This window comes from Aminobacter sp. BE322, assembly GCF_050433525.1.
Classification (GTDB): domain Bacteria; phylum Pseudomonadota; class Alphaproteobacteria; order Rhizobiales; family Rhizobiaceae; genus Aminobacter.
The window spans coordinates 58,551-71,365 of record NZ_JBNPXB010000016.1; the positions used below are offsets into that span (position 1 = coordinate 58,551).

Here is a 12,815-nt window from a genome sequence, read left to right on the forward strand (position 1 = left end):
CCTCCACCCCTCCGTCTTCAGTCCTGCCCCACCGTCGCCGGTGCAACCCGCGCCGCGCGATGCGGCGTGGCCGAACAGATTCACGCTTGACATAAATCATGCCGAGTGAATAATTGCTCACAACCAAGGCAAATGCTCACCTTGGTCCATGGGAGGATTTCGATGAAACTGACCACGCTCTTTTTGGGCCTGTGCGGTGCGAGCGCGCTTGCGTTCGCCGCGCATGCCGAGACCATCACGATTGCCACCGTCAACAACGGCGACATGATCCGGATGCAGAAGCTGACGGACGATTTCAAAGCCAAGAACCCCGACATCGACCTGCAATGGGTGACGCTGGAAGAGAACGTCCTGCGCGAGCGCGTCACCACCGACATCGCCACCAAGGGCGGGCAGTACGACGTGCTCACCATCGGCACCTACGAGGTTCCGATCTGGGCCAAGCAGCAATGGCTCTTGCCGCTCGACAACCTCGGCGCCGACTACGACGTCGACGACATCATCCCGGCGATCAGGGGCGGCCTCTCGGCCGACGGCAAGCTCTATGCCGCGCCCTTCTACGGCGAGAGCTCCTTCGTCATGTACCGCAAGGACCTGATGGAGAAGGCGGGGCTCACCATGCCCGACGCGCCGACCTGGGAGTTCATTGCGGACGCGGCGCGCAAGATGACCGACCGCGCCAACGACATCAACGGCGTCTGCCTGCGCGGCAAGGCCGGCTGGGGCGAGAACATGGCCTTCCTGACGGCCACCTCGAACTCGTTCGGCGCGCGATGGTTCGACGAGAAGTGGCAGCCGCAGTTCGACCAGCCGGAGTGGAAGTCGACGCTCGACTTCTACGTCAAGCTGATGAACGACGCCGGCCCGCAGGGCGCCTCCTCCAACGGCTTCAACGAGAACCTGGCGCTGTTCCAGCAGGGCAAGTGCGGCATGTGGATCGACGCCACCGTCGCCGCCTCCTTCGTCTCCGACCCGAAGAACTCGACCGTCGCCGACAAGGTCGGCTATGCGCTGGCGCCCGACAACGGCCTGGGCAAGCGCGGCAACTGGCTGTGGGCCTGGTCGCTCGGCATCCCCGCCGGCACGCAGAAGGCGGAAGCGGCGCAGAAGTTCGTCGCCTGGGCGACCAGCAAGGGCTATCTCGACCTCGTCGCCTCGAAGGAAGGCTGGGCCAACGTGCCGCCCGGCACGCGCACCTCGCTCTACGGCAACCCCGAGTACCAGAAGGCCGCGCCGTTCGCCAAGATGACGCTGGATTCGATCAACTCGGCCGACCCGACCAAGCCCACCGTCAAGCCGGTTCCTTACGTCGGCGTGCAGTTCGTGGCCATTCCCGAGTTCCAGGGCCTGGGCACGACGGTCGGCCAGCTGTTCTCGGCGGCACTTGCCGGCCAGATGTCGGTCGACGACGCGCTGGCCCAGGCGCAGCAGGTCTCGGTGCGCGAGATGACCCGCGCCGGCTACATCAAATAGAACCTCCCGGAGCCTCGGCCGCCCGTTTCCCAGTCGGGCGGCCGCCTTTTCCGACCGGTTCGACCGAAGGGGTGCTCCCATGGCTACTCGACAAACCCGGACGCTGGCACGCCTGATGATGGCGCCGTCGGTCATCCTGCTGTTCGTGTGGATGATCGTGCCGCTGGTGATGACGCTGTGGTTCTCCTTCCAGAACTACAACCTGCTCAATCCAGCCAATGTCAGCTTCGCCGGCCTGTTCAACTACAAGTTCTTCTACACCGACCCGGCGTTCTTCCAGTCGATCTGGAACACGCTCGTCATCGTCGGCGGCGTGCTCATCATCACCGTCGTCGGCGGCACCGCGCTGGCGATGCTGCTCGACCAGCCGATGTTCGGCCAGGGCATCGTCCGCATCCTGGTGATCTCGCCCTTCTTCGTCATGCCGCCGGTGGCGGCTCTCGTCTGGAAGAACATGATCATGCACCCGGGCTACGGGGTGCTGGCCGACATCAACAAGTTCTTCGGGCTGAGGCCGGTCGACTGGTTCGCGCAATATCCGCTGCTGTCGATCGTCATCATCGTCGCCTGGCAATGGCTGCCGTTCGCGACGCTGATCCTGCTCACTGCGCTGCAGTCGCTCGACGAGGAGCAGAAGGAGGCGGCCGAGATGGACGGCGCCAACTTCGCCAACCGCTTCTGGTACCTGACGCTGCCGCACCTGGCCCGCGCCATCACCGTCGTCATCCTGATCCAGACCATCTTCCTGCTCGGGGTCTATGCGGAGATCCTGGTCACCACCAATGGCGGCCCGGGCTACGCCTCGACCAACCTCGCCTTCCTGATCTACCGCACGGCGCTGCTGGGCTACGACGTGGGCGGGGCATCCGCGGGCGGTGTGATCGCCGTCATCCTCGCCAACATCGTCGCCATCTTCCTGATGCGCGCCGTCGGCAAGAACCTCGACAAGTAGGAGGAGCATCATGGCACGCGCAATCTCCACCAGGCGCAAGATCGGCTTCACCATCGCGGCGTGGGCGGTCGCCTTCGTGATCTTCTTCCCGATCCTCTACACCGTGCTCACCAGCTTCAAGACAGAGTCCGAGGCCATCGCCGGCATCAGCCTGGTGCCGTCCGGAACGTTCGAGAACTACGTCGAGGTGCAGTCGCAGCGCGACTACTTCAAGCCGTTCATGAATTCGGTGGTGATCTCGGTCGGCTCGACGCTGATCGCGCTGCTCATCGCCATCCCGTCGGCATGGTCGATGGCGTTCTCGCCGACCAAGCGCACCAAGGACGTGCTGATGTGGATGCTGTCGACCAAGATGATGCCGGCGGTCGGCGTGCTGGTGCCGATGTACCTCTTGTTCCGCGACACCGGCCTGCTCGACACGCGGCTCGGCCTGACGATCATCCTGACGCTGATCAACCTGCCGATCGTCATCTGGATGCTCTACACCTATTTCCGCGAGATCCCCGGCGAGATCCTGGAAGCGGCGCGGATGGACGGCGCCACGCTGTTCAACGAGATCGTCTACGTGCTGACCCCGATGGCGGTGCCGGGCATCGCCTCGACCCTCTTGCTCAACATCATCCTGGCCTGGAACGAGGCGTTCTGGTCGATCCGGCTCTCGGCGGCGAACGCAGCACCGCTGACCGCCTTCATCGCCTCGTTCTCGAGCCCGCAGGGGCTGTTCTGGGCGAAGCTTTCGGCGGCGTCGACGCTGGCGATCGCGCCGATCCTCATCATGGGCTGGTTCTCGCAGCGCCAGCTCGTCCGCGGCCTGACCTTCGGCGCCGTCAAATAGAAAAGTCCCCGGGAGGAAACGATGGGCAACATAGTTCTCGACAAGGTGTCGAAGTCGTTCGGAACGACGACGATCATCCCCAAGATCGACCTGGAGATCGAGGACGGCGAGTTCGTCGTCTTCGTCGGCCCCTCCGGCTGCGGCAAGTCCACGCTGCTGCGCCTGATCGCCGGGCTCGAGGACACCTCCGCCGGCAGCATCCGCATCGACGGCCGCGACGTCACCGCCGAGGCGCCGGCCAAGCGCAAGCTCGCCATGGTGTTCCAGTCCTACGCGCTCTACCCGCACATGACGGTGCGCAACAACATCGCCTTCCCGCTCAAGATGGCGGGCGAGGACAAGGCGGCGATCGACCGCAAGGTCAACGACGCCGCCCGCGTGCTCAACCTCACCAACTATCTCGACCGGCGGCCCGGCCAGCTGTCGGGCGGCCAGCGCCAGCGCGTCGCCATCGGCCGCGCCATCGTGCGCCAGCCCTCGGCCTTCCTGTTCGACGAGCCGCTCAGCAACCTCGACGCCGCGCTGCGCGGCACGATGCGGCTTGAGATCAGCGAACTGCACCACCAGCTCAAGACGACGATGATCTACGTCACCCACGACCAGGTCGAGGCGATGACCATGGCCGACAAGATCGTGGTGCTGAACGCCGGCAACATCGAGCAGGTCGGCTCGCCGCTGGAGCTCTACCGCTCGCCGCGCAACCTCTTCGTCGCCGGCTTCATCGGCTCGCCGAAGATGAACTTCATCGAGGGCGCGACCGCCGCCAAGCAGGGGGCTGCCACCATCGGCGTGCGACCCGAGCACATCAACATCTCGACCACGGCCGGCGACTGGCAGGGCACCGTCGGCGTCGCCGAACATCTCGGCGCCGACACCTTCCTGCATGTCCACACCAACGGCCTCGGCACCCTCAACGTGCGGGCCAGCGGCGAGGTCGGGGTCAAGCATGGCGACACGGTCTACCTCTCGCCCGACCCGACCAAGCTGCACCGCTTCGGGGCCGACGGGAGGGCGCTTTGACCGGCAGGCTCGCAGGCAGGTCGGCGCTGATCACGGGTGCGGCGCGCGGCATCGGCCGGGCCTTCGCCGAGGCCTATGTGCGCGAGGGCGCGACGGCTGCCATCGGCGACATCAACCTGGAAGCGGCCGAGCGCACGGCCGGCGAGATCGGCCCCGGCGCCTACGCCGTCAGGCTCGACGTCACCGACCTCGATTCCATCGAGGCCGCGGTGCGGACCGTCGAGGCCAGGACCGGCGGGCTCGACATCCTCGTCAACAACGCGGCGCTGTTCGACCTCGCGCCGATCGTCGAGATCGGCAAGGCGAGCTACGACAGGCTGTTTGCGGTCAATGTCGCCGGCACGCTGTTCACGCTGCAGGCGGCGGCGAAGGCGATGATCGCGCGCGGCCAGGGCGGCAGGATCATCAACATGGCGAGCCAGGCCGGCCGGCGCGGCGAGGCGCTGGTCGCCGTCTACTGCGCCACCAAGGCCGCCGTCATCTCGCTCACCCAATCGGCCGGGCTCGACCTCATCAAGCACCGCATCAACGTCAACGCCATCGCGCCCGGCGTGGTCGACGGCGAGCACTGGGACCATGTCGACGCGCTGTTCGCCAAATACGAGGACCGGCCGCTCGGCGAGAAGAAGCGGATCGTCGGCGAGGCCGTGCCCTACGGCCGCATGGGGCGGGCCGAGGACCTCACCGGCATGGCCGTCTTCCTCGCCAGCGACGAGGCCGAATACATCGTCGCCCAGACCTACAACGTCGATGGCGGCCAGTGGATGAGCTGAAGACAGCGGTCCTCTCCCCGTTCACGGGGAGAGGATGCCGGCAGGCAGGTGAGGGGCAGAACTGAGTTCCAAGGGGCTGCGCCGCCCCTCATCCGGCCCTTCGGGCCACCTTCTCCCCGTAAACGGGGCGAAGGGAGTCGGAGAGGCCAGCGCTCGCACAGCAAAAGGGAAGCGTCGAACCATGACCATGAAACTCTCCCAGGCGAACCTGCCAAACCTGCCCGCCGGCGTCGCCCGCCCCGCCTACGACCGGGCCGCGCTCAGGGCCGGAATCCTGCATTTCGGCGTCGGCAATTTTCACCGCTCGCACCAGGCGGTCTATCTCGACCAGCTGTTCGGCGCCGGTCTCGACCACGACTGGGCGATCGTCGGCGCGGGCGTCTTCCCGGCCGAGGAGGCGGGCCGCCAGAAACTCGCCGGGCAGGACTGGCTGACGACGGTGGTCGAGCAGGACAGCGGCCACATGAGCGCGCGCGTCACCGGCGCGATGATCGACTTCATCCGACCGGGCGACACGGCGGCCGTGATCGACCGGCTCGCCGATCCCGCGATCCGCATCGTGTCGCTCACCATCACCGAGGGCGGCTATTTCATCGACCCGGCCTCTGGGGTGTTCAACCCGACGCACCCGCAGATCGTCGCCGACGCCGCCGACATCGCCGCCCCCAGGACCGTGTTCGGGCTGATCCTGGCGGGCCTGATGCGCCGCCGCGACGAGGGCACGGTGCCGTTCACCGTCATGTCCTGCGACAACATCCCCCACAACGGCCGCGTCACTGCCGACGCCGTGATCGGCCTGGCGCGGCTGGTCGACGAGCGCCTCGCCGACTGGGTCAGGGAACATGTCGCCTTCCCCAACAGCATGGTCGACCGCATCACGCCGGCCACTACCGACCGCGAGCGCGCGATCCTGGCCGAGCAGTTCGGCGTCGACGACGCCTGGCCGGTGTTCTGCGAGCCGTTCAAGCAATGGGTGCTGGAAGACCGTTTCCCCGACGGCCGGCCGGCGCTGGAAAAGGTCGGCGCGCAGTTCGTCGACGACGTTGCCCCCTTCGAGCTGATGAAGATCAGGATCCTCAACGGAGGGCATGCGACGATCGCCTATCCCGCCGGGCTGATGGACATCCACTTCGTCCACGAGGCGATGCAGCACCCGCTGGTGAGCGCCTTCCTGGCCAAGCTGGAACGCACCGAGATCATGCCGACCGTGCCGCCGGTGCCGGGCGTGGTGCTGGAGGACTACTGCAAGCTCATCGAGCGGCGCTTCGCCAACCCCAAGATCGGCGACACGGTGCGGCGGCTCTGCCTCGACGGCTCGAACCGCCAGCCGAAATTCATCATCCCGACCATCGCCGACCGGCTGAAGGCCGGCGCCGGCATCGACGGCCTGGCGCTCGAATCGGCGCTGTGGTGCCGCTACTGCTTCGGGACCACCGATTCCGGCGCCGCGATCGAGCCGAACGACCCCAACTGGGAGCGGATGCAGGCAACCGCCAAAGCCGCGAAGGACGACCCGCAGGCATGGCTCGGCATGGAGGACATCTACGGCGAGGTCGGACGCTCGCCGATCTTCGCCGCAGCCTTCGCGCACGGCCTGCGCACGCTCTGGAGCGTCGGCACCAGGGAAACGCTGACCCGCTACCTGGACGGCGCGCTCTGAGCGGGGGCGGGCGCTGGAATTGCCCCTGGCGCCCATATAGACTGCGCGCCATGGTCTCAATTGCGGCGCCCCGATCGACAGCGAACCTGCAGGCCGCCGAGCGCGGCCCTGCCACCCTTGCCGGGCGCGGCCTCGCCACGGGGGCGAAGTCGTCCTGATGGCTGAGCATCTCTGCGCCGTCGACGTGGGAACGGGAAGCGCGCGCGCCGGCATCTTCGACCGCGAAGGCAAGCTCATGGGGCGGGCCGAACGGCCGATCGCCATGAACCGCTCGGCCGAGAGCCATGCCGAGCACGATTCCGAGGACATCTGGGCCGCCGCATGCGCGGCCGTGCGCGCCGCACGCGACGCGGCCGGCATCGCGCCAGGCGACGTCGCCGGCATCTCGTTCGACGCCACCTGCTCGACCGTGTTCAGGGGCAAGGACGGCGAGCAGGTTTCGGTGTCGAGCGACGGCGACGACCGCTGGGACACCATCGTCTGGCTCGACCACCGGGCGCTCGCCGAGGCGGACGAATGCACCGGGACCCGGCACGAGGTGCTGAACTATGTCGGCGGCGTGATGTCGCCTGAAATGGCGACGCCGAAGCTGATGTGGGTGAAGCGCAACCTGCCGAGAAGCTGGGCCCGCACCGGCAAGCTGTTCGACCTCGCCGACTTCCTCACCCACAAGGCCAGCGGCTCGCTCGCCCGCTCGCAATGCACGCTGACGGCCAAGTGGACCTATCTCGCGCATGAGCGCGAGGGCTGGCGTCACGACTTCTTCACAGCCGTCGGCCTCGCCGACATCTTCGACCATGCCGCCCTGCCCGCCCGCGCCAGCCCGGTCGGCTCGGACCTCGGCCCGCTGTCGCGCGAAGCCGCCGCGGCGCTGGGGCTGACAACCAATTGCAGGGTCGGCGCCGGGCTGATCGACGCCTTTGCCGGCGCGCTGGGCGTGATCGGCGGCCGGCCGGGGATAGAGCGGCACCTGGCGCTGATCGCCGGCACGTCGAGCTGCCTGATGGCGATGTCGGCCGAGCCGCGCGCCTTCGCCGGCGTGTGGGGGCCGTACTACGGTGCCGCCCTGCCCGATCTCTGGCTGAGCGAAGGCGGCCAGTCGGCCACCGGCGCGCTGCTCGACCACATCATCCGCTGGCACGGCGCCGGCGGGGAGCCAGACGCTGCGATGCATCGCAGGATCACCGATCGCATCATGCAGCTGCGCGCCGCCGAAGGCCTCGACCTCGCCGGACGGCTGCACGTGCTGCCCGACTTCCACGGCAACCGCTCGCCGCTGGCCGATCCGCATGCGCTCGGCGTGATCAGCGGGCTGACGCTGGACGCCTCCTTCGACAGCCTGTGCCGGCTCTACTGGCGCACGGCGGTGGCGATCGCGCTCGGCATCCGCCACGTGCTCGACGCGCTGAATGCCAACGGCTACGGCATCGACACGCTGCATGTCACCGGCGGCCACACCAGAAACCCGCTGTTGATGGAGCTCTATGCCGACGCCACCGGCTGCACCGTCGTCGAACCGATGGGCAGCGACGCCGTGCTGCTCGGCACGGCGATGGCGGCGGCGGCCGCGGCCGGGCTCTACCCCGGCCTCGAGGCGGCCTGCGCGGGAATGCGCCAGGAAGGCCGGGCGCGGCGGCCCAACGAAGCGGCACGGCCGCGCTTCGACCGCGACTACCGGGTGTTCCTCGAGATGCACCGCCAGCGGCAGGCGCTCGACGCCATCGGCTGAAGCCTGCGGCCCGGTCTGGTACAATCCTTGGCGGCTGTGACGGCTTGCCACTTGGGGCGCTTTGATTCAAATACCCGGACGGCTGCGGCAAATCGGCGGAGTTTGCGGCCAGAACCCACGATATCGGCGCTCGGATTCGCGGTATCGCACCGAAAGACGGAAAGATGTCTGTGATCGAAACCGGCGCGCAATCACCGGCTACTCCTTGGCGTGGCGAGCTCCGCGCGATGCTGGCGCTTGCCTGGCCGATGGTGCTGACCAACCTGGCGCAGACGGCGATGACGGCCACCGACGTGATGATGATCGGCCGGCTCGGACCGGACTCGCTGGCTGCCGGCGCGCTCGGCTCGAACCTCTATTTCGCGCCGCTGATCTTCGGCCTCGGCCTGATGTATGCGACCTCGCCGATGATGGCGGCCGAGCTCGGGCGCATGCGCCATTCGGTGCGCGACGTGCGCCGCACCGTGCGCCAGGGCCTCTGGCTCGCCGTCATCGTGGTCATCCCGATCTGGATCCTGTTGTGGAACGCCGAGGCCATCCTGCTCGCCATGGGCCAGGAGCCGAAGCTCGCCGAGCAGGCCGGCATCTATGTCCGCCACCTGCAATGGGCGGTGCTGCCCTTCTACGGCTACATCGTGCTGCGCTCCTTCATCTCGGCGCTGGAGCGTCCCGGCTGGGCGCTGGTCATCATGGCCGTGGCGGTGGTGGTCAACGCCGTGGGCAACTGGCTCCTGGTGTTCGGCAAGTGGGGTTTCCCGCAGATGGGCATCGCCGGCTCGGGCCTCGCCACCAGCATTGCCAGCGCGTTGATGTTCTTCGGCATGGTCGCCGTGGTCTCGCTGGAGAAGAAGTTCCGCCGCTACCACCTGTTCGGCCGCTTCTGGCGGGCCGACTGGCCGCGCTTCAAGGCCCTGCTCAAGCTCGGCGCGCCGATCTCTGGCATCCTCGCCTTCGAGGTGACGATCTTCAACGCCGCCGCCTTCCTGATGGGGTTGATCAATTCGGCCTCGCTCGCCGCCCATGCCATCGCCATCCAGATCTGCTCGGTTACCTTCATGATCCCGATGGGCCTGGGACAGGCGGTCACCGTGCGCGTCGGGCTGGCCTATGGCGCCAAGGACCACGAGGGCATCACCCGCGCCGGCTGGACCGCCTATGCGCTCGGCGTCGCCTTCATGGCGCTGATGGCCCTGGTGATGGTGTTCTGGCCGCGCGTGCTGATCGGCGCCTTCATCGACATCGACGACCAGGCCAATGCGGAAGTGATTTCGCTGGCGGTCACCTTCCTGGTCTTCGCCGCGCTGTTCCAGGTCGCCGACGGCGCCCAGGCGGTGGCGTCGGGCATGCTGCGCGGGCTGCAGGACACGACCGTGCCGATGATCCTGGCGGCCATCGGCTACTGGGGCATCGGCCTGCCGTTCGGCGTGCTGCTCGCCTTCCGCTTCGGCTTCGAGGGACGCGGCATCTGGATCGGCCTGTTCTCAGGCCTCGCCGCCGTTGCGCTGCTCCTGCTGTGGCGCTGGCTCAGGCGCGAGAAGCTCGGCCTGATGGACAAGCCGGTGATCTGACGACGAGGCCGCGGGCCCGCGGCCGCTTCGTTTCAGGTCTCGGAAGACATCGCGCCCAGCAGCCGCCGGATGTCGCCGAACCTGGCGATCAGGCCGAAGACGAGCGCCGCCACCGCCACGAAGAACACCGACACCGAGGCCATGGTCGGCGTGTAGCCGTAGCGCAGGGCGTTGAAGATCTTGATCGGCAGCGTCTCGATGGTGAAGCCGACCGTCATGTAGGCGACGATGTATTCGTTGAGCGACAGCACGAAGGCAAAGGCATAGCCGGAGACGAGATAGGGCCGGATCAGCGGCAAGACGACGGTCTTCAGCACCGTGCGCTCGTCGGCGCCCATGGTCGCGGCGGCCTCGACCAGCGAGCGGTCGATCGAGGCGAAGCCGAGCGACAGGGTCACCAGCGGCAGGGTGACGAAGAAGATCGCGTGGCTGATGACGGCCGTCCACGGCTGGCCGTAGAAGCCGGTCGTCGCCCAGAAGGTCAGCATGCCGAGCGCGGTGATGACCGGCGGCAGGATGAAGGGCGCCAGGCCGAGCACCTGGAAGACGTTGGCCCAAGGCGCGATGCGCCGCCACAGGAACCAGGCCAGCGGCAGCGCGATGGCGACCGCGAGTGCGGCCGCCGTGACCGCGAGGGTGACGGAGGCGAAAAGGGCCGCCCGCCATTCCGCGTCGAGGAAGATCTGGCCGTACCAGGCGAGCGAGAAGCCCTTCGGCGGGAAGGCGAGATCCTGCTTCTCGTTGACCGAGACGCCGGCCACGACGACCAGCGGTGCCGCGAGGAACAGGGCGACGGCGACGAAATAGAGCCGGCGAAGGAAAGCCTCTTTCACAGCGCGTTCTCCTTGCGTCCGACAAGCAGGGTCAGCCCCACCAGCGCCAGCGACATCAGCACCAGGAACACCGCCATCGCCGCGGCGAAAGGCATGTTGGACTGGTAGATGGCCTGGTCGGTGATGAGCACCGAAAGCGTCCAGTGCGACGGCCGGCCGAGGATCTGCGGCAACAGATACGAGCCGAGCGCGAAGACGAAGACCATGATCAGGGTTGCGACGATGGTGTTGCGCAGCGCCGGCACGACGACGTTGAAGAAGGCCTTCACCGGCGAGGCGCCAAGGGTGCGGGCGGCTTCCGTCAGCGTCGGGTCGAGGCGCACCAGCGCGGGATAGAGCACCAGGATGGTGTAGGGCAGCGCCTGGTAGACCATGCCGGTGAGCACCGCCCAAAAACTCGGCAACAGCGCCACCGGCTCCTTCATCAGGCCGATGGCGACGAACAGGTTGGTGATGCCTGCGGTGCGCGAGAACAGCGTCGACCAGGCAAAGCCGATGATGACTTCCGAAAGCGACAGCACCGATAGCAGGCACACCAGCCACACGGTCTGGACCTTGCGCGGCCGCTTGGTGAGCAGGAAGGTGAAGGGGAAGGCGATGGCCACGCAGACGATCGCCACCATGACCGCGAGCATCAGCGAGAAGCCGAGCACCTTGCCGAAGAAGGCGGAGAGGAAGCGGGCGTAGTTCGAGAACACGAAGTCGGGCGTGTAGAAGCCCGACGGATCGCGCTGGAAGAAGCTCACCGCAATCATCGTCGAAAACGGGATGACGAAGAAGACGACGAGCATCAGCCCCGGGAAGAACAGCGGGCTGTAGTCGGCCAGCGATTTCGGCGCCTCGCGTTTCATGACTTGAGCACCACGCAGGCTTCGGCCGGAAGCGTCACGCCGACCTCTTGGCCGGCAGCGACGTCGGGGCGCTCCCGCGGCGTGGCGACCGCGATGATGCTCTTGCCGCCCGCTTCGACGAAGGTCTCGATGGTGCCGCCCAGGTCGCGCACGAAGGTCACCGTGCCGGTGATGGCATTGCCGCCGGCGGGGCCGAGATGGACGTCCTCGGGGCGGATCGACAGCGTGGCCTTGGTCGTGCCGCCCGGCATGCCGAGGCCGGGGATCGCCTGGCCGAGCACCGAGACGCGCCCGGCGCCGTCGGTGGTGGCGTCGAGCAGGTTGGTCATGCCGATGAAGTCGGCGACGAAGGCATCGGCCGGCCTGCGGTAGATCTCGATGGGGGGTGCCGCCTGCAGGATCTTGCCGTTGCCCATGACCACGACGAGGTCGGCCATGGTCATCGCCTCGCGCTGGTCGTGGGTGACGACGAAAGTGGTGATGCCGAGCCGCTGCTGCAGCTGGCGCAGCTCCACCTGCATCGCCTCGCGCAGCTTGGCGTCGAGCGCCGAGAGCGGCTCGTCGAGCAGGAACAGGCGCGGCGACAGCGCCAGCGCACGGGCGATGGCGACGCGCTGGCGCTGGCCGCCGGAGAGCTTCGACACCGGCCGGTCCTCGTAGCCGGACAGATGGATGAGCTTGAGCAGGTCGCCGGCCCGCTTCTTCTGCTCCTCGCGCGAGGCGCCGCGGATGCGCAGCGGATAGGCGATGTTGTCGCCGACCGTAAGATGCGGAAACAGCGCCAGCGACTGGAACACCATGCCGAGGTTGCGCTTGTGGGTCGGCACCGGCGTGATGTCCTCCCCGTCGAGCAGGATCGCGCCGCCGGACGGATCCTCGAGGCCGGCGATCATGCGCAGCAGCGTGGTCTTGCCGCAGCCGGACGGGCCGAGCAGGCAGACGAACTTGCCATGCGGCACCGACAGGTTGGCGTTGTCGACAGCGGTGAAGTTGCCGAATGACTTGGTGATGTCCTTGATCTCGAGTCCGGACATGGGAGACCCTCGCCTGATTGTGTCCCCTAAGGGAAGAAATAGAATTGCCGCACTCGCGATGAGATGGACGGCTGGGCGCCGGTGCTA

At 67.4% G+C, this 12,815-nt stretch carries 11 protein-coding genes; 8 read left to right on the forward strand and 3 right to left on the reverse strand.

Translation table 11 applies throughout. The features are described from left to right. The first annotated feature begins 162 nt into the window (after nt 1–162). From J2X50_RS19785 to J2X50_RS19820, 8 genes are all read left to right on the forward strand, one after another. Nucleotides 163–1,473: an ABC transporter substrate-binding protein gene (locus J2X50_RS19785; RefSeq protein WP_429097594.1), complete on the forward strand. Its 1,311-nt coding sequence runs from the start codon at nt 163–165 to the stop codon at nt 1,471–1,473. Between the two features lie 79 nt (nt 1,474–1,552). After that, entirely contained in the window at nt 1,553–2,425 is an 873-nt protein-coding gene (locus J2X50_RS19790) for a carbohydrate ABC transporter permease (protein ID WP_429097596.1), read from the forward strand. A gap of 10 nt (nt 2,426–2,435) precedes the next feature. Then, on the forward strand, nt 2,436–3,260 hold the full coding sequence (locus J2X50_RS19795) for a carbohydrate ABC transporter permease (protein WP_429097597.1): 825 nt from the start codon (nt 2,436–2,438) through the stop codon (nt 3,258–3,260). 21 nt (nt 3,261–3,281) lie between these two features. Continuing rightward, nucleotides 3,282–4,280: an ABC transporter ATP-binding protein gene (locus tag J2X50_RS19800; RefSeq protein ID WP_429097598.1), complete on the forward strand. Its 999-nt coding sequence runs from the start codon at nt 3,282–3,284 to the stop codon at nt 4,278–4,280. Next, nucleotides 4,277–5,053, forward strand: coding sequence for an L-iditol 2-dehydrogenase (locus tag J2X50_RS19805; protein ID WP_429097600.1), 777 nt, complete (start codon nt 4,277–4,279; stop codon nt 5,051–5,053). The genes J2X50_RS19800 and J2X50_RS19805 overlap by 4 nt, the downstream gene beginning before the upstream one ends. Nucleotides 5,054–5,234: 181 nt before the next feature. Continuing rightward, entirely contained in the window at nt 5,235–6,713 is a 1,479-nt protein-coding gene (locus tag J2X50_RS19810; protein WP_429097602.1) for a mannitol dehydrogenase family protein, read from the forward strand. 157 nt (nt 6,714–6,870) lie between these two features. Further along, entirely contained in the window at nt 6,871–8,442 is a 1,572-nt protein-coding gene (locus J2X50_RS19815) for an FGGY-family carbohydrate kinase (RefSeq protein WP_429097604.1), read from the forward strand. 164 nt (nt 8,443–8,606) lie between these two features. Then, a complete protein-coding gene (locus J2X50_RS19820; protein ID WP_429097606.1) occupies nt 8,607–10,010 on the forward strand; it encodes an MATE family efflux transporter in 1,404 nt (467 codons plus the stop codon). 32 nt (nt 10,011–10,042) lie between these two features. On the opposite strand, the gene J2X50_RS19825 is transcribed toward J2X50_RS19820, so the two are convergent. Genes J2X50_RS19825 through J2X50_RS19835 form a run of 3 tightly spaced genes read right to left on the reverse strand, consistent with a single transcriptional unit; the run spans nt 10,043 to nt 12,728 of the window. Beyond that, nucleotides 10,043–10,843: an ABC transporter permease gene (locus tag J2X50_RS19825; protein WP_429097608.1), complete on the reverse strand. Its 801-nt coding sequence runs from the start codon at nt 10,841–10,843 to the stop codon at nt 10,043–10,045. Next, nucleotides 10,840–11,694 (reverse strand): ABC transporter permease, encoded by an 855-nt coding sequence (locus tag J2X50_RS19830; protein ID WP_429097610.1) that lies wholly within the window; start codon nt 11,692–11,694, stop codon nt 10,840–10,842. The genes J2X50_RS19825 and J2X50_RS19830 overlap by 4 nt, the downstream gene beginning before the upstream one ends. After that, a complete protein-coding gene (locus J2X50_RS19835) occupies nt 11,691–12,728 on the reverse strand; it encodes an ABC transporter ATP-binding protein (protein ID WP_429097612.1) in 1,038 nt (345 codons plus the stop codon). Before J2X50_RS19835 ends, J2X50_RS19830 begins: the two co-directional genes overlap by 4 nt. Nucleotides 12,729–12,815 lie beyond the last annotated feature (87 nt).

Coding starts and splice junctions, on each gene's coding strand:
- J2X50_RS19785 (WP_429097594.1), top strand. CDS start 163: ATGAAACTGACCACGCTCTTTTTGGGCCTGTGCGGTGCGAGCGCGCTT.
- J2X50_RS19830 (WP_429097610.1), bottom strand. CDS start 11,694: ATGAAACGCGAGGCGCCGAAATCGCTGGCCGACTACAGCCCGCTGTTC.
- J2X50_RS19835 (WP_429097612.1), bottom strand. CDS start 12,728: ATGTCCGGACTCGAGATCAAGGACATCACCAAGTCATTCGGCAACTTC.
- J2X50_RS19795 (WP_429097597.1), top strand. CDS start 2,436: ATGGCACGCGCAATCTCCACCAGGCGCAAGATCGGCTTCACCATCGCG.
- J2X50_RS19810 (WP_429097602.1), top strand. CDS start 5,235: ATGACCATGAAACTCTCCCAGGCGAACCTGCCAAACCTGCCCGCCGGC.
- J2X50_RS19800 (WP_429097598.1), top strand. CDS start 3,282: ATGGGCAACATAGTTCTCGACAAGGTGTCGAAGTCGTTCGGAACGACG.
- J2X50_RS19815 (WP_429097604.1), top strand. CDS start 6,871: ATGGCTGAGCATCTCTGCGCCGTCGACGTGGGAACGGGAAGCGCGCGC.
- J2X50_RS19820 (WP_429097606.1), top strand. CDS start 8,607: ATGTCTGTGATCGAAACCGGCGCGCAATCACCGGCTACTCCTTGGCGT.
- J2X50_RS19790 (WP_429097596.1), top strand. CDS start 1,553: ATGGCTACTCGACAAACCCGGACGCTGGCACGCCTGATGATGGCGCCG.